The 17,878-nt window shown below is 66.9% G+C and carries 13 protein-coding genes; 12 read left to right on the top strand and 1 reads right to left on the bottom strand.

Features of this window, described 5'->3' with window-relative positions; translation table 11 throughout:
• Nucleotides 1-149: 149 nt before the first annotated feature.
• The 11 genes from pilM (at nt 150) to BKK80_RS19455 (ending at nt 15,840) form a co-directional block, all read left to right on the top strand.
• On the top strand, nt 150-1,220 hold the full coding sequence (gene pilM / locus BKK80_RS19505; RefSeq protein WP_167366680.1) for a type IV pilus assembly protein PilM: 1,071 nt from the start codon (nt 150-152) through the stop codon (nt 1,218-1,220).
• Between the two features lie 16 nt (nt 1,221-1,236).
• Nucleotides 1,237-1,896, top strand: coding sequence for a PilN domain-containing protein (locus tag BKK80_RS19500; RefSeq protein ID WP_071070554.1), 660 nt, complete (start codon nt 1,237-1,239; stop codon nt 1,894-1,896).
• 2 nt (nt 1,897-1,898) lie between these two features.
• Nucleotides 1,899-2,597: a type IV pilus inner membrane component PilO gene (locus tag BKK80_RS19495; protein WP_071010076.1), complete on the top strand. Its 699-nt coding sequence runs from the start codon at nt 1,899-1,901 to the stop codon at nt 2,595-2,597.
• Nucleotides 2,594-3,136: a pilus assembly protein PilP gene (locus tag BKK80_RS19490; protein WP_071010074.1), complete on the top strand. Its 543-nt coding sequence runs from the start codon at nt 2,594-2,596 to the stop codon at nt 3,134-3,136. Before BKK80_RS19495 ends, BKK80_RS19490 begins: the two co-directional genes overlap by 4 nt.
• Entirely contained in the window at nt 3,133-5,298 is a 2,166-nt protein-coding gene (gene pilQ, locus BKK80_RS19485) for a type IV pilus secretin PilQ (protein WP_071070552.1), read from the top strand. The genes BKK80_RS19490 and pilQ overlap by 4 nt, the downstream gene beginning before the upstream one ends.
• 216 nt (nt 5,299-5,514) lie before the next feature.
• Entirely contained in the window at nt 5,515-6,054 is a 540-nt protein-coding gene (locus BKK80_RS19480; RefSeq protein ID WP_071010064.1) for a shikimate kinase, read from the top strand.
• A complete protein-coding gene (aroB, locus tag BKK80_RS19475; RefSeq protein ID WP_071070550.1) occupies nt 6,051-7,157 on the top strand; it encodes a 3-dehydroquinate synthase in 1,107 nt (368 codons plus the stop codon). Before BKK80_RS19480 ends, aroB begins: the two co-directional genes overlap by 4 nt.
• A 56-nt stretch (nt 7,158-7,213) precedes the next feature.
• Nucleotides 7,214-8,350: a deoxyguanosinetriphosphate triphosphohydrolase gene (locus tag BKK80_RS19470; protein WP_071010061.1), complete on the top strand. Its 1,137-nt coding sequence runs from the start codon at nt 7,214-7,216 to the stop codon at nt 8,348-8,350.
• Between the two features lie 99 nt (nt 8,351-8,449).
• Nucleotides 8,450-9,196, top strand: coding sequence for a transposase (locus tag BKK80_RS19465; protein WP_071070548.1), 747 nt, complete (start codon nt 8,450-8,452; stop codon nt 9,194-9,196).
• Nucleotides 9,197-9,547: 351 nt separating this feature from the next.
• Nucleotides 9,548-14,257 (top strand): glutamate synthase-related protein, encoded by a 4,710-nt coding sequence (locus tag BKK80_RS19460; RefSeq protein ID WP_231908067.1) that lies wholly within the window; start codon nt 9,548-9,550, stop codon nt 14,255-14,257.
• A gap of 119 nt (nt 14,258-14,376) precedes the next feature.
• The gene (locus BKK80_RS19455) at nt 14,377-15,840 is read left to right on the top strand and encodes a glutamate synthase subunit beta (protein ID WP_071010056.1); all 1,464 of its coding nucleotides are present in this window, start codon (nt 14,377-14,379) and stop codon (nt 15,838-15,840) included.
• Between the two features lie 73 nt (nt 15,841-15,913).
• Here BKK80_RS19455 and BKK80_RS19450 read toward each other — a convergent pair whose 3' ends face one another.
• Nucleotides 15,914-16,474 (bottom strand): GNAT family N-acetyltransferase, encoded by a 561-nt coding sequence (locus BKK80_RS19450; RefSeq protein ID WP_071015861.1) that lies wholly within the window; start codon nt 16,472-16,474, stop codon nt 15,914-15,916.
• A gap of 281 nt (nt 16,475-16,755) precedes the next feature.
• Between BKK80_RS19450 and BKK80_RS19445 the strand changes: the two genes are divergently transcribed.
• Nucleotides 16,756-17,778, top strand: a complete 1,023-nt coding sequence (locus BKK80_RS19445; RefSeq protein WP_418235871.1) for a Bug family tripartite tricarboxylate transporter substrate binding protein — start codon at nt 16,756-16,758, stop codon at nt 17,776-17,778.
• Nucleotides 17,779-17,878: the final 100 nt, after the last annotated feature.

Genomic DNA, 17,878 nt, shown 5'->3' with positions numbered 1-17,878 from the left:
CCGGCACATTGCCAGCGCTCCGCCTTTTTGTGAGAATCCTCGAACAGAAAACGGGAAACGTTTCATCCAAGAAACAGGATTCGTCCAATTAGAGCAGACATGCCAGGGGCGAGTTCAAATGTCAGGGGGTCACCTTGCGACGGGGCATCTTGTCGGGGCTTCTGCGCCGGACTACGGTCGGCGTGGATATTGGTTCGTCCAGCGTCAAGGTAGTGGAGCTGTCGGTCGGCGGCAGCAAGCAGGACTACCGGCTGGAGAAATGCGCCAGCGAACTGCTGGACCGCAATGCCGTTGCCGATGGCAACGTGGTCGATATCGCAGCGGTCGGCGCCGCGCTCAAGCGTGCGCTGGGCAAGGCCGGCATCCGCACCAAGGATGTGGTGCTGGGCGTGCCGTCCATGCTGACCGAGTCGCAGACCGTCAGCCTGCCCGACAACCTGACGGACGACGAACTCTATCTGCAGGTGGAATCCGAGGCGCACCGCCTCTATCCGCCATCGCAACCCGTCAACTTCGATTTTGCCGTGATCGGTCCCAACGAGACCGAGGGCGGCATCGGCGTGCGCGTGACGGCGGCCAACAGCGACCGTGTGCAGGAACGCGTCACCGCCGCCGAGATGGCCGGACTGAAACCGCAGGTGATGGACATCGAGGAGTACGCCGTGCAGCGCTCCGTGGTCCACATGCTCGGCGTGCCGGAAGCGCTCTCCGAAGCCGATGCGCGCATGCTGCCGGTGGTGGCGGTGGTGCACCTGGGCGGCAGCCGTTCCAAGGCCATCTTCTACCAGGGCTGGCAGGAGTTGTACGAGCAGGCGCTGGGCAGCTATGGTGACCAGCTCACGCAGAGCGTGGCCCGCATGTTCTCGCTCGACGCGCTCAAGGCCGAGGTCAAGAAGCGCAAGAACACCTTGCCGGAAGCCTGGCGCACCCAGTTGCTGAAGCCTTCGCTGCAGATGCTGGCCGAGGAAGTGGACGGCGCGGTGCGCAACTTCATCAGCGGCTCCGGCGTGGCCCGGGTCGACGAGATCCTGCTGTCCGGCGGCCACGCCTCGCTGCTGGGCGTGCAGGCGGCGATCGAGCAGCAGACCCACATCACCACCACGCTCGCTAATCCTTTCGCCAATATGGCGACCGCCGGCAAGGTCAACGAACGCTACCTGCAGCGCGACCTGCCGGCCTACATCGTCGGCGCCGGGCTGGCGCTGCGCGGATTGCAATAGCCCGACGGGAGACATCATGCCGATCCATTCGATCCCGTCGGTCAACCTGCTGCCCTACCACGAAGCACGCAAGGCCGCCCGGCGCAGGAAGGTCTACACGATGCTGGCGGCTGCCGCTGGCGGTGGCCTGCTGGTGGTGCTGCTGGGCGGCTTCTACATCGACAGCCGCGTCAGTGCCGAGGAAGGACTGAACCAGATGCTGCGCCAGGAGAACGCGCGCATGGATGGCCAGATCCGCGAAGTCGATGCGCTGAAGAAGGACATCGATTCCCTGCTGCAACGGCAGCAGGCGGTGGAGAGCCTGCAGACCGAGCGCAACCGCCCCGTGCAACTGCTGGAGGAACTGGTGCGCCAGGTGCCGGAAGGCGTCTACCTGACCAGCCTCAAGCAGACCGGCGACAGCTTCACCGTGTCCGGCGTGGCCCAGTCGAACGAGCGCGTTTCCGAACTGCTGCGCAACATCGGCCAGGTGGCCTGGCTCGACAAGGCCGAACTGGTCGAGTCCAAGGCGGTGACCATGACCAACAACCTGCGCGAGCAACGCCGCTTGTTCGACTTCTCGATGCGCTTTGCCTATCGGGCGCCCGAGGCGGCCGACGCCGGCAAGGCAAGACGCGGGGCCGGCGGTGCTGCCGCCCCCATGCCCACGGTGCCTGCCGCGGCGAACAAGGGCTGATCATGGCGCTCAATTCCGAAATCTCGCTGGCCGCTCTCAATGACCTGGCCGGCCAGTTCCGCGGCCTGAACCTGAACGAGCCCGAGACCTGGCCGCAGGCGCCGCGGGTGGCGTTCGCGCTGCTGGCCTGCTTGCTGGTGCTGGTGCTCGGCTGGCAGTTCTACTGGAGCGGCAAGTTCGACGAGCTCGATGCCAGGCGCAACGAGCAGAACACCCTGAAGCAGGCCTACCAGACCAAGGTGGCGCAGATCGCCAACCTGGCCGCGCTGCGGGAGCAGAAGCGCGAGGTCGAGCAGCGCGTCGCCCTGCTGGAGCGACAGCTCCCGAACAAGACCGAGATGGACGCGCTGCTGGCCGACGTCAACCATGCGGGCGTGGCCCGAGGCCTGCAGTTCGAGTTGTTCAAGCCGCAGGCCGCGGTCATCAAGCCTTATTTCGCCGAGATCCCGGTGAACCTGAAGGTCACGGGCCGCTATCACGACGTGGCACAGTTCAACGCCGACGTGGCGGCGCTGTCGCGTATCGTCACCATGCGGGGCCTGCAGCTCACCGCCGGCAAGGACGGCAGCGGCCTGACCATGGAGGCGGAGGCGATGGCCTATCGCACGCTGGACGCCGACGAGCAGGCGGCGCAGCGCAAGGCAGCCGCCGATGCGGCCAAGAACAAGAAGGGCGCAGGCCAGCCGGGAGGCGCCAAATGATCCGGCTGATCCGCTCCCTTCCTGCCGGCCGCATACGCGTGCTCGGCGCCGCGTTGCTGGGGGCCGCGCTGCTCAGCGCCTGTGGTGACGGCGAGGAGGACGCGCTGCGCCATTGGATGGCCTCGACCCGCACCGCCAAGGCGCCGCCGCCCGCGCCCCTGCCGCAGCCTACCCCCTTCGTGCCGCGCGAGTACGCGGGGCGCAATGCTCCCGAACCCTTTTCGCAGACCAAGATCGGCGATCTCAACCGGGTGCTTTCCGAATCCCCGGAAGCCGGCCGGCGGCGCGAGCCGCTGGAAGACTTTCCGCTGGAGAACTTCAAGATGCTGGGGGCCATGCACAAGCGCGGCGAAACCTACGGCATCGTCCAGGTAGATAACAAGATCCACCACGTCAAGGTGGGTCAGTACCTCGGCCAGAACTATGGCCGGGTGGTCCGCATCACTGATCAGACGATCGAGTTGCGTGAATTGGTCCGGGAAGGGGTAGGGGAGTGGAAACAGAAAATGACCAGCCTGAAACTGGAGGGAGCGGCATGAGCGCGCAACGCTGGACGCGCGCCTTCGCCGCCGCCGCGATGGTGCTGTCGCTGGCGCTGTCGCCGGCATGGGCGCAAGGCAGTACGTCGCCGAATCTCGTCAAGTCGGTGGACGTGGCCACTGTCGGTGAGCAGACCGTCTTCACCATCGACCTGGCTGCGCCGCCGGCGCAGCCGCCTGTGGATTTCTCCACGCAGAGTCCGGCGCGCATCGCCATCGACTTCGTCAACACCGGGTTTGCCGCGGGCCGCGCGCAGTACAGCTACGGCGGCAAGCTGGTGCGTGGTGCCAGCGTGGTGCAGACGGGCGATCGCACGCGCGTGGTGCTGGACCTGGGGCGGCCCGCCACCTATCGCACCGAGCTGAGCGGATCGCGTTTCCTCGTGCGCATCGACAATGTCGCGCCGCAGAGCAAGGCGGCCGCGCCGACCTTCGCCCCGAGCGCCGCGCTGGCTTCCCCGGCTGCGCCGGGCCTGCGCCCTGCCGTGCGCAGCATCGACTTCCGCCGCGGCACCGATGGTGCCGGACGGGTGGTGGTCGACCTGTCCTCGCGCGATTCCGGTGTCAACATCGCGCAGCAGGGCCAGAACGTGGTGGTCGACTTCATCGGTACCGCGCTGCCCCAAAGCCTGCGCCGCCGCTTCGATGTGATGGATTTCGGCACGCCGGTGCAGTCGCTGCGCGCCAGCGATGCCGACGGCAACGCACGCCTGACCATCTCGCCACGTGGCAACTGGGAATACAGCTCCTACCAGACCGACACGCAGTTCGTGGTCGAGGTGCGGCCGGTCAAGGAAGATCCCGCCAAGCTGATCAGCGGACCGGGCTACCGTGGTGAACGGCTTTCGCTGAACTTCCAGAGCATCGATATCCGCTCCTTGCTGCAGGTGTTCGCCGACTTCACCAACCTGAACATCATCACCAGCGATACCGTGCAGGGCAACCTGACGCTGCGTCTCAAGGACGTGCCGTGGGACCAGGCGCTGCAGATCGTGCTGGACGCCAAGGGCCTGGCTTCGCGCCGCAGCGGCAACGTGCTGTGGGTGGCGCCCAAGTCGGAGCTGGCGACCAAGGAAAAGCTCGAGCTCGAGTCACAGCAGCAGATCAGCGAGCTGGAGCCGATCCGCAGCCAGGTATTCCAGCTCAACTACCAGCGCGCCGACGATGTACGTCGCATGCTGCTCGGCCAGGCGGTCGGCGGCCCGGGCGCGGCCGGCTCCGGCCTGGGCACCACCGCCACGGTCGCCGGCGGTGTCGGCGGCACCATGGGCAATACCCGCATGCTGTCCAAGCGCGGCTCGCTGACCGCGGATGCGCGCACCAACCAGCTGTTCGTCTCCGACGTCGCCAGCAAGCTGGAGGAAGTGCAGAACTTCCTGGGCAAGATCGATATCCCGGTACGCCAGGTCATCATCGAGGCGCGCATCGTCGAGGCCACCGACTCCTTCAGCCGCAACCTGGGCGTGAAACTGGGCTTTGCCTCCAAGACCAATGGCGCGGGCTACGGCAATACCTACTCGAACGTGGTCAGTCCGGTGACGGCCAATGCGACCTGGGACAACAGCCCGGCGGTCAGCCTGCCGGCCGCCGTGATCAACGGCGTCAACCCGGCGACCGCGGCCATCAGCCTGTTCAATGCCGGTGCCAGCCGCTTCGTCGCGCTCGAACTGTCGGCGCTGGAAGCCGACGGGCTCGGCAAGATCATCTCCAGCCCGCGCGTGGTGACGGCCAACAACGTCAAGGCGCTGATCGAGCAGGGCACGGAGCTGCCCTACCAGGCCGCCACCTCCAGCGGTGCGACTTCCGTGCAGTTCCGCAAGGCCAACCTGAAGCTGGAGGTGACGCCGCAGATCACGCCGGAGGGCAATGTGCTGCTGGACGTGGATGTCAACAAGGACAGCGTCGGTATCCAGACCACGGCCGGCTTCGCCATCGACACCAAGCACGTGCAGACCCAGGTACTGGTGGATAACGGCGGAACGGTGGTGATCGGCGGCATCTTCATGCAGACGGAGAGCAACAACAGCAATAAAGTGCCTTGGTTGGGGGATATCCCGGTACTCGGCAACCTCTTCAAGGACAACTCCCGCGTCAACAATCGCTCGGAACTCCTGGTGTTCCTGACGCCGCGCATCCTGAACGACAATGTCTCCCTGAAATAGCCCCGCCGGCGCGCTATGCAGTAGACTGGCAGGCCGCATCGCTGATGCGGCCTTTTTTTATCGCCCCGGCCCTGCTGCCGCATGCGGCACTTGCCCAGAGCGGGCCAAAAGACGAAGATGATGCAGTTCGAGACAGGGGAGGCCCGGTGCGCACCGGCCTCCCGCGTTCTATCCCCCGTGACAGCCTCCCGCCCGAATCTCTTTTTCGTCGGCCTGATGGGCGCCGGCAAGACCACCGTCGGCCGCGCCGTGGCCCGGCGCCTGGATTATCCGTTCTTCGATTCCGACCATGAGATCGAAGCGCGCTGCGGCGTGCGTATCCCCGTGATTTTCGAGCACGAAGGCGAGGCGGGCTTCCGCGAGCGCGAGGCCCAGATGATCGACGAGCTGACGCAGCGCAGCGGCATCGTGCTGGCGACCGGCGGTGGCGCGGTGCTGCGTCCGGAGAACCGCGCCCTGCTGCATGCGCGCGGCACCGTGGTCTACCTGCGCGCCAGTCCGCACGACCTGTGGCTGCGCACCCGCCACGACCGCAATCGCCCGCTGCTGCAGACCGAGGATCCCAAGGGGCGGCTCGAAGCCTTGTACACCGCGCGCGACCCCCTCTATCGCGAAGTGGCCCACTTCATCATCGAGACCGGCAAGCCTTCTGTCGCGCAGCTTGCTAATATGGTCTTGATGCAACTTGAAATGGCCGGCTTCCACGTTGCCGGCGACGATGTGCCGGCCGGTCCGGCGCCACACACGACCCCATGATCACGCTTGAAGTCTCCCTGGGAGAGCGCAGCTATCCCATCCATATCGGCGGCGGCCTGCTTGGCCGGGCCGACCTGCTCCAGCCTCACGTGCGCGGCCAGCACGCCGTCATCGTCACCAACGAGACCGTCGGGCCGCTGTATGCGGCGCGCGTCGAGGCGGCGCTGGCTTCGCTGGGCAAGACCGTGCGCGTCGTCACGCTGCCGGATGGCGAGGCCTTCAAGAACTGGGAAACGCTCAACCTGATCTTCGACGCGCTGCTGCGCGCTGGTGCCGACCGCAAGACCACGCTGGTGGCGCTCGGCGGCGGGGTGGTGGGTGACATGACCGGCTTTGCCGCGGCCTGCTACATGCGCGGCGTGCCCTTCGTGCAGATGCCCACCACGCTGCTGGCCCAGGTCGATTCCTCGGTGGGCGGCAAGACCGGCATCAACCATCCCCTCGGCAAGAACATGATCGGCGCCTTCCACCAGCCGCGCGCGGTGATCGCCGACATCGAGGCGCTGCAGACCCTGCCTCCGCGCGAGCTGGCCGCGGGCATGGCCGAGGTGATCAAACACGGCGCGATTGCCGATGCGGGCTACTTCGAGTGGATCGAGCAGCATATCCAGGCGCTGAACACCTGCGATCCCGAACTGATGGCGCTGGCGGTGCAGCGCTCCTGCGAGATCAAGGCAAATGTGGTGGCGCAAGATGAGCGCGAAGGTGGACTGCGCGCCATCCTGAACTTCGGCCACACCTTCGGCCACGCCATCGAGGCGGGTCTCGGCTACGGCGAGTGGCTGCACGGCGAGGCTGTCGGCTGCGGCATGGTGATGGCGGCCGACCTGTCTCTGCGCCTGGGCTTCATCGATGTGCAGACGCGTGCGCGCCTGCGCCGGCTGGTCGAGGCGGCGATGCTGCCGTCGGTGGCGCCGGAACTCGGTACCGAGCGCTACATCGAACTGATGAAGGTGGACAAGAAGGCCGAGGCCGGCAGCATCAAGTTCATCCTGCTGAAGAAGCTGGGCGATGCCTTCATCACCACCGTGCCCGACGCGGACCTGCACGCCACGCTGCAGCACGCGATACTGAAACCTCCCGCAGAGGCGACCGTCGCCTGAACGGACGGTGATGCCTCGCAGCCCGAGATCCCCTCAATGGACCCCCGGATTGCCGCATGACCGACCTTGAAAGCCACCTTGCCCCCTATGCCGCCCGCTCGCTGCGCAGCCGCGGGCGGGTCCACATCGAACCCGCATCGTCCTCGCGCAGCGAATTCCAGCGCGACCGCGACCGGGTCATCCACAGCACCGCCTTCCGCCGCCTCGAGTACAAGACCCAGGTCTTCGTCAACCACGAAGGCGACCTGTTCCGCACCCGGCTGACGCACAGCCTGGAGGTGGCGCAGATCGCCCGTTCGATCGCGCGCAACCTGCGGCTCAACGAGGATCTGGTCGAGGCCATCTCGCTGGCGCACGACCTGGGGCATACCCCCTTTGGCCACGCCGGGCAGGATGCGCTGAACGCCTGCATGAAGAACCACGGAGGCTTCGAGCACAACCTGCAGAGCCTGCTGGTGGTGGACGAGCTGGAGGAGCGCTACGGTGGCTTCAACGGCTTGAACCTGACCTTCGAGACGCGGGAAGGCATTCTCAAGCATTGCTCGCGCGTCAACGCCGCCGCGCTAGGCGAACTGGGCCGGCGCTTCCTGGAGGGCACGCAGCCCTCGCTGGAGGCGCAGCTGGCCAACCTCGCCGACGAGATCGCCTACAACAACCACGATATCGACGATGGCCTGCGCTCGGGCCTGCTGACGCTGGACCAGCTCGACGAAGTGCCGATGTGGACCAGGCACCGGGCCGAGGCTGCCGCGCTGTTCCCCGGCATCAACGGTCGCCGGCTGATCAACGAGACGGTGCGGCGCATGATCAATACGCTGATCGTCGACCTGATCGAGACCACCAGCCGCAACATCGCTGCGCAGGCGCCGGCCAGCATCGACGCGGTGCGCGCGGCCGGGCCGCTGGTCGCCTTCAGCAAGCCGATGCAGGACGAGGCGGCGGCGCTCAAGCGCTTCCTGTTCCGCCATCTGTACCGCCACTACCAGGTCATGCGCATGTCGGCCAAGGCCCAGCGCATCGTCAGCGACCTGTTCGGCGCCTTCCTCGACGATCCGCGCCTGCTGCCGCCGCAGTACCAGGCCGGGCCCGGCGGCGACCAGGCGCGCCTGGTCGCCCACTACATCGCCGGCATGACCGATCGCTATGCGATCCGCGAGCACCGGCGTATCTTCGCCGTCGCCGAAGGGGCATGAGCCTGCATTGAGCCCGCCACGGCCCCGCCACCCGGACGGTGGCGGGAAAATGGGGACGGATCAGGCTATGATGGCGCCATGGCATCCGCTTGAACTCCCATGGCACGACTCCCCCGTTTTTCTCCCGCCGGCCAGCCGGCCCTGGTGTTGCAGCGCGGCAACAACCGTCAACCCGTCTTCCTCGTCGCCGACGACTACCTGCACTACCTCGACTGCCTGCGCATGGCCGCGCGCGAGCACGATCTGGCCGTCCATGCCTATGCGCTGCGCCCCAACCACGTCCATCTCGTCGCCACGCCGCGCCAGGCCGACTCGCTGAGCCTGGCCATGCAGGCGGTCGGCCGCCGCTACGCCCGCCACTTCAACCGGGCCGCCGGTCGCAGCGGCACGCTGTGGGAAGGGCGCTTCCGCTCAGCGGTATTCGACCCGACGGTTTGGATGCTGCAGGCCATGCTCTACGTCGAGGGCAATGCCGTGCGAGCCGGCGAAGCCGCGTCGCCGGAAGTCGATCGTTGGAGCAGCTACCGGCACCATGCCGGCATCGAGGCCAGTGCCTTTGTAAGCGATCACTCTGCCTACTGGAGCCTGGGCAATACACCCTTCGAGCGGCAGTCCAACTATCGAGCACTGAGCGCCGAAGGTCTGTCGGGCAGCCAGCTCGCCACGCTGCGCCAGCACGCCCACAGTGGCTGGCCACTTGGCGACGCCGCCTTCCTGGCACAGCTGGAGCGATATGCGCCACGGCGTATCCAGCCACTGCCCAAGGGGAGGCCGCGCCGTTCCACCATGCTCGAGGGTGGGGAGGAAGCACCAGGCACTGCACTAGGCACCGCCGTGGGGCATTAATCTGTCCCCATTTAAAACCCATGACGAAAGTGGTGCGAGATTAAATGGTATCTGACCCCATTTAATTTTTTTGCGATGCTTGCGCGATTCTCTTATAGTTGCTCAACCCACAGTCATTGTGCGGCGCGTCACGCTCGTGTACGCCGCTGCGGTCCGTAGATCGCTGCCTCTCCGCCGGCCGGTTTCCCGGGCGCAGGACAGAAGGCAGCGCACGGTCCCGTTTCGGTCTGCCTTGCTGGCTGCGCAGCCCTCACCGGAATCCAGCCCGTGGACCAATTGCACACTTCTTCGGCCCAAGCGCAGGCCAGCGAGTCTTCCTCCGCCATCGACCTCCGCCCGCAGGCGCAGGGCATGTACGACCCGAGCAACGAGCACGACGCCTGCGGCGTCGGCATGGTCGCGCACATCAAGGGCAAGAAGAGCCACGAGATCATCCAGCAGGGCCTGAAGATCCTGGAGAACCTCGACCACCGGGGCGCGGTCGGCGCCGATGCGCTGATGGGCGACGGTGCGGGCATCCTGATCCAGATCCCGGATACCTACTACCGCGAAGAGATGGCCAAGCAGGGCGTGACCCTGCCGCCGGCCGGCGAATATGGCGTCGGCATGATCTTCCTGCCGAAGGAGCACGCCTCGCGCCTGGCCTGCGAGCAGGAGCTCGAGCGCACCGTGCGCCTGGAAGGCCAGGTGGTGCTGGGCTGGCGCGACGTGCCGGTCGACATCAACATGCCGATGTCGCCGACCGTGCGCACGACGGAGCCGGTGATCCGCCAGATCTTCATCGGCCGTGGCCGCGACATCATGACCACGGATGCGCTGGAGCGTAAGCTCTACGTGATCCGCAAGACGGCCAGCCACGCCATCCAGGCGCTCAAGCTCAAGCACGGCAAGGAGTACTTCGTGCCGTCGATGTCGGCGCGCACGGTCGTGTACAAGGGCCTGCTGCTGGCCAACCAGGTCGGCGAGTACTACCTGGACCTGCAGGATGCACGCGCCGTGTCGGCCCTGGCCCTGGTGCACCAGCGCTTCTCGACCAACACCTTCCCCGCCTGGGAACTGGCCCACCCGTACCGCATGGTCGCCCACAACGGTGAAATCAACACCGTCAAGGGCAACGTCAACTGGATCAACGCCCGTACCGGCGCGATCTCCTCGCCGGTGCTCGGCGACGACCTGCCCAAGCTGTGGCCGCTGATCTACCCGGGCCAGTCCGACACCGCCTCGTTCGACAACTGCCTCGAACTGCTGACGATGGCCGGCTACCCGCTCGTCCACGCGATGATGATGATGATCCCGGAAGCCTGGGAACAGCACACGCTGATGGACGACAACCGTCGCGCCTTCTACGAATACCACGCCGCCATGATGGAGCCGTGGGACGGCCCCGCCGCCATCTGCTTCACCGACGGCCGCCAGATCGGCGCCACGCTGGACCGCAACGGCCTGCGTCCCGCGCGTTTCTACGTGACCGAGGACGATTTCGTCGTGCTGGCCTCGGAAGCCGGCGTGCTGCCCTTCCCCGAGTCGCGCATCGTGCAGAAGTGGCGCCTGCAGCCGGGCAAGATGTTCCTGATCGACATGGAGCAGGGCCGCATCATCGACGACAAGGAGCTCAAGGACAACCTGGCCAACGCCAAGCCCTACAAGAGCTGGATCGATGCCGTGCGCATCAAGCTCGATGAGCTGGACGCCAAGCCCGAGGACGTGGCCGCCGAGAAGAAGCCGGCCGCCAAGCTGCTGGACCGCCAGCAGGCCTTCGGCTACACCCAGGAAGACGTCAAGTTCCTGATGGCGCCGATGGCAGTATCCGGCGAGGAAGCCACCGGCTCGATGGGCAACGACAGCCCGCTGGCCGTGCTGTCGTCGAAGAACAAGACGCTGTACCACTACTTCAAGCAGCTGTTCGCGCAGGTCACCAACCCGCCGATCGATCCGATCCGCGAGAACATGGTGATGTCGCTGGTGTCCTTCATCGGTCCCAAGCCCAACCTGCTCGAGCTGAACAACATCAACCCGCCGATGCGTCTCGAAGTGTCCCAGCCGGTGCTGGACTTCAAGGACATCGCCAAGATCCGCAACATCGAGCACTACACCGGCGGCAAGTTCCGTTCGTACGAACTGAACATCTGCTATCCGAAGGCCTGGGGCAAGGAAGGCATCGAGGCGCGCCTGGCCTCGCTGTGCGCGGAGGCCGTGGATGCCGTGCGTTCGGGCTACAACATCCTGATCGTGTCGGACCGCCGCGTCGACACCGAGCAGGTGGCGATCCCCGCGCTGCTGGCCACCTCGGCCATCCACCACCACCTGGTGGAAAAGGGCCTGCGCACCTCCACCGGCCTGGTGGTGGAAACCGGCTCGGCACGCGAAGTGCACCACTTTGCCCTGCTGGCCGGCTACGGCGCTGAAGCCGTGCACCCCTACCTGGCGATGGAAACCCTGGCCGACATGGCCACGGGCCTGTCCGGCGACCTGTCGCCCGAGAAGGCGATCAAGAACTTCGTCAAGGCGATCGGCAAGGGCCTGCACAAGGTGATGTCCAAGATGGGCATCTCCACCTACATGTCGTACACCGGCGCGCAGATCTTCGAAGCCATCGGCCTGTCGCGCGAACTGGTGCAGAAGTATTTCCACGGCACCCCCTCCAATGTCGAGGGCATCGGCATCTTCGAGGTGGCCGAGGAAGCGCTGCGCCTGCATCGCGACGCCTTCGGCGACAGCCCCGTGCTGGCGAACATGCTGGACGCGGGCGGCGAGTACGCCTTCCGCATCCGCGGCGAAGAGCATATGTGGACCCCGGACTCCATCGCCAAGCTGCAGCACTCGGTGCGCGCCAACGACGGCAAGGGTGCCTACCAGACCTACAAGGAATACGCCAACCTGATCAACGACCAGAGCCGCCGCCACATGACGCTGCGCGGCCTGTTCGAGTTCAAGGTCGACCCGGCCAAGGCGATTCCGCTGGAGGAAGTCGAGCCGGCCAAGGAAATCGTCAAGCGCTTCGCCACCGGTGCCATGTCGCTGGGCTCGATCTCGACCGAGGCCCACACCACGCTGGCGCTGGCGATGAACCGCATCGGCGGCAAGTCCAACACCGGCGAAGGCGGCGAGGACGAGAAGCGCTATCGCAATGAACTGCGCGGCATCCCCATCAAGCAGGGCGACACCCTGAAGGGCCTGCTGGGCGACAACGTGATCGAGCGCGACCTGGAACTGCAGGCCGGTGACTCGCTGCGTTCCAGGATCAAGCAGGTCGCCTCGGGCCGCTTCGGCGTCACCGCCGAGTACCTGGCCTCGGCCGACCAGATCCAGATCAAGATGGCGCAGGGTGCCAAGCCCGGCGAAGGCGGCCAGCTGCCCGGCCACAAGGTGTCCGACTACATCGGCAAGCTGCGCTACTCGGTGCCGGGTGTCGGCCTGATCTCGCCGCCGCCGCACCACGACATCTACTCGATCGAAGATCTGGCGCAGCTGATCCATGACCTGAAGAACGTCAATCCGGTCTCGGACATCTCGGTCAAGCTGGTGTCGGAAGTGGGCGTGGGCACCGTGGCGGCCGGCGTGGCCAAGGCCAAGGCCGACCACGTGGTGATCGCCGGCCATGACGGCGGCACCGGTGCTTCGCCGTGGTCGTCGATCAAGCACGCCGGCACGCCGTGGGAACTGGGCCTTGCCGAGACGCAGCAGACGCTGCTGCTGAACGGCCTGCGCAACCGCATCCGCGTGCAGGCCGACGGCCAGATGAAGACCGGCCGCGACGTCGTGATCGGCGCGCTGCTGGGCGCGGACGAGTTCGGCTTCGCCACCGCGCCTCTGGTCGCGGAGGGCTGCATCATGATGCGCAAATGCCACCTGAACACCTGCCCGGTGGGCGTGGCGACGCAGGATCCGGTGCTGCGCAAGAAATTCCAGGGCAAGCCCGAGCACGTCGTCAATTTCTTCTTCTTCGTCGCCGAGGAAGCGCGCGAGCTGATGGCCCAGCTGGGCATCCGCACCTTCGACGAGCTGATCGGCCGTGCCGACCTGCTCGACACCCGTGCCGGCGTCGAACACTGGAAGGCGCGCGGCCTGGACTTCGCACGCATCTTCCACCAGGTGTCGCTGGCGCCGGAAGTGCCGCGTTACCATACCGACGTGCAGGATCACGGCCTCTCGGCCGAAGCCGGCAAGGCGCTCGACCACGTACTGATCGCCAAGGCCCGCCCCGCCATCGACAAGGGCGAGCGCGTGTCCTTCATCCAGCCGGTGAAGAACGTCAACCGCACCGTGGGCGCGATGCTGTCGGGCGTGGTGGCCAAGCAGTACGGCCATGAAGGCCTGCCTGACGACACCATCCACATCCAGCTGCAGGGCACCGCCGGCCAGTCGTTCGGGGCGTTCCTGGCGCACGGCATCACGCTGGACCTGGTGGGCGACGGCAATGACTACGTGGGCAAGGGCCTGTCGGGCGGCCGCGTGATCGTGCGTGCCCCGCACGAGTTCCGCGGCGACCCGACCCGCAACATCATCGTCGGCAACACCGTGCTGTACGGCGCCATCGCCGGCGAGGCCTTCTTCAACGGCGTGGCCGGCGAGCGCTTCGCGGTGCGCAACTCCGGCGCGATGGCCGTGGTGGAAGGCACCGGCGACCATGGCTGCGAGTACATGACCGGCGGTACCGTGGTTGTGCTGGGCGGCACCGGCCGCAACTTCGCGGCTGGCATGTCGGGCGGCGTGGCCTACGTCTACGACGAGGACGGCCTGTTCGACAAGCGCTGCAACACCTCGATGGTGGCGCTGGAAGCGGTGCTGGCCGCGGCCGACCAGGAGAAGGGCCAGTCGCCTGCCACCTGGCACAAGGTCGGTGGCGAGCGCCAGGTGGACGAAGTCATCCTGCGCCAGCTGATCGAGCAGCACTTCCGCTTCACCGGCTCCGAACGCGCCAAGGCGCTGCTGGCCGACTGGACCACCGCGCGCCGCAAGTTCGTCAAGGTCTTCCCGACCGAGTACAAGCGCGCGCTGGGCGAGATGTATGCCAAGGAGCAGGAAGCCAAGGACAGCGGCCGCGAAGCGATCGCTGCCTGAAGCGGGCTCTCCGACCAGCACGGACCGCGGCGCGCTGCGCCGCGGATCCGACCAGATACTGACCTCATAGCGGGGCCGGCCGATGCGCCGGCGCCGCGCAGCAAGACCAAGGACGCAACATGGGTAAGGCGACTGGCTTTCTCGAATTTCCGCGCCAGAACGAAGGCTACGAATCCGTAGTCAAGCGCGTGAAGCACTACAAGGAATTCGTCTTCGCGCTGTCCGACAGCGAAGCGAAGATCCAGGGCGCGCGCTGCATGGACTGCGGCATTCCGTTCTGCAACAACGGCTGCCCGGTCAACAACATCATTCCCGACTTCAACGACCTGGTGTACCGCCAGGACTGGAAGTCGGCGATCGAAGTGCTGCACCAGACCAACAATTTCCCCGAATTCACCGGCCGCATCTGCCCGGCACCGTGCGAGGCCGCCTGCACGCTCGGCATCAACGAGCTGCCGGTGGGCATCAAGTCGATCGAGCACGCCATCATCGACAAGGCCTGGGAAGAGGGCTGGGTCGCGCCGCAGGCGCCCAAGCACAAGACCGGCAAGACCGTCGCCGTGGTCGGTTCGGGGCCCGCCGGCCTGGCTGCCGCGCAGCAACTGGCACGTGCCGGCCATGACGTCACGGTGTTCGAGAAGAACGACCGCATCGGCGGCCTGCTGCGCTACGGCATCCCCGACTTCAAGATGGAGAAGTCGCTGATCGACCGCCGCATCGAGCAGATGCAGGCCGAAGGCGTGACCTTCCGCGCGGGCGTGATGGTGACCGACGGCGCACTGCCGGCGGGAATCAAGAACTATGCGCGCGAGACCATCTCGGCCAAGGCCCTGATGGAGCAGTTCGACGCCGTGGTGCTGGCCGGCGGCTCGGAAGTGCCGCGCGACCTGCCGGTGCCGGGCCGTGACCTGTCCGGCGTGCACTACGCGCTGGAATTCCTGATCCCGCAGAACAAGGAAGTGGCCGGCGACGGTGCCAACGAGATCCGCGCCGAAGGCAAGCACGTGATCGTGATCGGCGGTGGCGACACCGGTTCCGACTGCGTCGGCACCTCGAACCGCCACGGCGCCACCTCGGTGACCCAGTTCGAACTGCTGCCCCAGCCGCCGGAAGAAGAAAACAAGCCGCTCGTATGGCCGTACTGGCCGATCAAGCTGCGCACCTCGTCGTCGCACGAAGAGGGCTGCGAGCGCGACTGGTCGGTGGCCACCAAGGAACTGATCGGCGAGAACGGCAAGGTGACCGGCCTGAAGGCCTGCCGCGTCGAGTGGAAGGACGGCAAGATGCAGGAAGTGCCGGGCAGCGAGTTCACCCTGAAGGCCGACCTGGTGCTGCTGGCAATGGGTTTCACCAACCCGGTGGGCTCGATGCTGGAAGCGTTCGGCGTCGACACCGACGCACGCAAGAACGCCAAGGCCGCCACCGAAGGCGAGCGGGCCTACCAGACCAATGTGGCCAAGGTGTTCGCCGCCGGCGACGTGCGTCGCGGCCAGTCCCTGGTGGTGTGGGCGATCCGCGAAGGCCGCCAGGCCGCGCGCTCGGTCGACGCCTTCCTGATGGGGCACTCGGAACTGCCGCGCTGACGCCTGCGCTGCCGCTGCACCCAACCCGCCCCGCGCCAGCCGGGCGGGTTTTTTCTTTGGGGCCGCGTGCCGCTCAGGCGGGTGCCGCCGCCAGTGCGCACTCCATGATGACGGCGCCGGCGCCATAGCCGGCCAGCTTGGCTGCGAACGGCGCTGTCTGCGCCGCATCCAGCGGCCGGTAGCCCAGGCGCTGCCACCAGGCGCCGGCTGCCTGCACGGCGATCAGCCGTGAATGGTGCAGGCCGGCCTGCAGCGCGGTCGCCTGCGCGGCCCGGTAGAGCCGTTGCGCCAGCCCGCCGCCACGTCCGGTCGGCGCCACCGCCATGTCGTGCACGAACCACGTCAGGCCGGCCACCGCAGCCGCGGCAGCCGGCACGGCAGCGGGAAGCACGCCGTCGAGCGTCGGCAGCGTGCTGCGTGGCCACGCATGGGTGAACAGGTAGGCCGCCAGCGGAGCGCCGGCGGCGGGCTCGTTGCCGGCTTGGGCGACCCAGCAGGTGGCGGGCGACAGGGCCAGCCTGCTGGCCAGCGCCGCCTCGGATTCCAGCAGCATGTTGCCGTAGCATTGCGCCTGCACCGCCAGAACGCCGGGCAGGTCGGCGACCTGCATGGGTCGGAGGAGGAATTCGGACATCCCGGCATTATAGGCAGCGATGGCCGGCATTCCCTGGAGTTGTGTGCCGCTGCCATCTTCTCTGCTGGCCCGGCAGGTGTTGCTACAGGGTTCTCCCGGCTATGGTTTACGTGGTCTGTGCCGCCTCGGGGGTGGTCCGTACAATGCCATGCACAACGATAAAGACTGCCTCGCTAACGCTTCCCACTCGACCCCAATTGGCTGCCACCATCCACGGCGCCCGGGAGGAATAGATGTCCGAAGTACGCATGTTGGCGCGGCTTTGGCGAGGTAGGGCGCAGTTGTGGTTTTCCGTCACCCCAGCGCGAGCAGGCGCCTACCTCGCCGGCAAGGTCCTGGGGTTCGCCCTTACCGCCTTCGCCCTGTCCGCGCCGGGAGCCCAGCCCGCCTCGGCGCCAAGGCAGATCAGCTACCCCGCGCGGCCGATCCGCCTGATCGCGCCGTTTCCCGCCGGTGGCGTCGCCGATGCGGTGGCGCGCTTGCTGGCCGAGCGCCTGAGCGCCCGCCTGGGTGTTCCCGTCGACGTCGACAATCGCCCCGGTTCGGCCGGTACCCTGGCCGGCGACCTGGTCGCCAAGTCCAGCTCCGACGGTCATACCCTGTTGTTCCACCAGGCCAATATGCTGATCCAGCCAGGCCTGGAGCCCGTCCCCTACGATGTGCAGCGCGATTTCACCCCGGTGGCGCGGGTGGCCACCATGCCGCTTTTCCTCGCCGTCGGCGCGCACTTGCCGGTGCGCACGGTGCAGCAGTGGATGACGGCGGTGCGGACCAATCCCGCCGCTTACAGCTACGGCTCCGGCCAGCCGGGCACGCCTGCACACCTGTATGCCGAGTACACCGTGCTGGGTCTGCGCAACGGCGTGCCCCTGGTCACGGCAAAGGGGGAGGGGGCCGTGGTGCAGGAGATGCTGGCCGGCCGCATCAGCGCCTGCTTCTGCTCCTATGGGGCGGTGCAGGCACACGTCCGCAACGGTGCGCTGCGCCTGCTCGGCGTCACCGGCTTGAAGCGCTCGCCACTGGCGCCGGCCGTCCCCACGTTGCAAGAGGCCGGGCTGGACGGTTATTCCGCCGCAGCCTGGTTCGGCGTGCTCGCGCCGGCCAAGACGCCGCACGCCATCGTGGCGCGCCTGGCCGCGGAACTTGCCGCGGTGATGGCCGAGCGCGAAGTGCGCGAGCGCCTGCAGGCGGCCGGGCTGACGCCGATGAGCGATGTGCCGGATGCCTTCGCCACCGCCATCCGGACCGACCAGTTGCAGTGGCAGGCCATCCTGCGCGAGGCCGGCGGACAAGGCAGCCCCTGATGCTGGCTGTCGGCCGGCTGCCGACTGCTGGCGGGTGCGCCTGCGCCTGCACACATTGTTTCACCGATTTCCGATGGGTATTGCGCCACATACGCACGGC

This window comes from Cupriavidus malaysiensis (genome assembly GCF_001854325.1).
GTDB lineage: Bacteria > Pseudomonadota > Gammaproteobacteria > Burkholderiales > Burkholderiaceae > Cupriavidus > Cupriavidus malaysiensis.
This window is presented reverse-complemented; position numbering and strand designations above follow the sequence as displayed.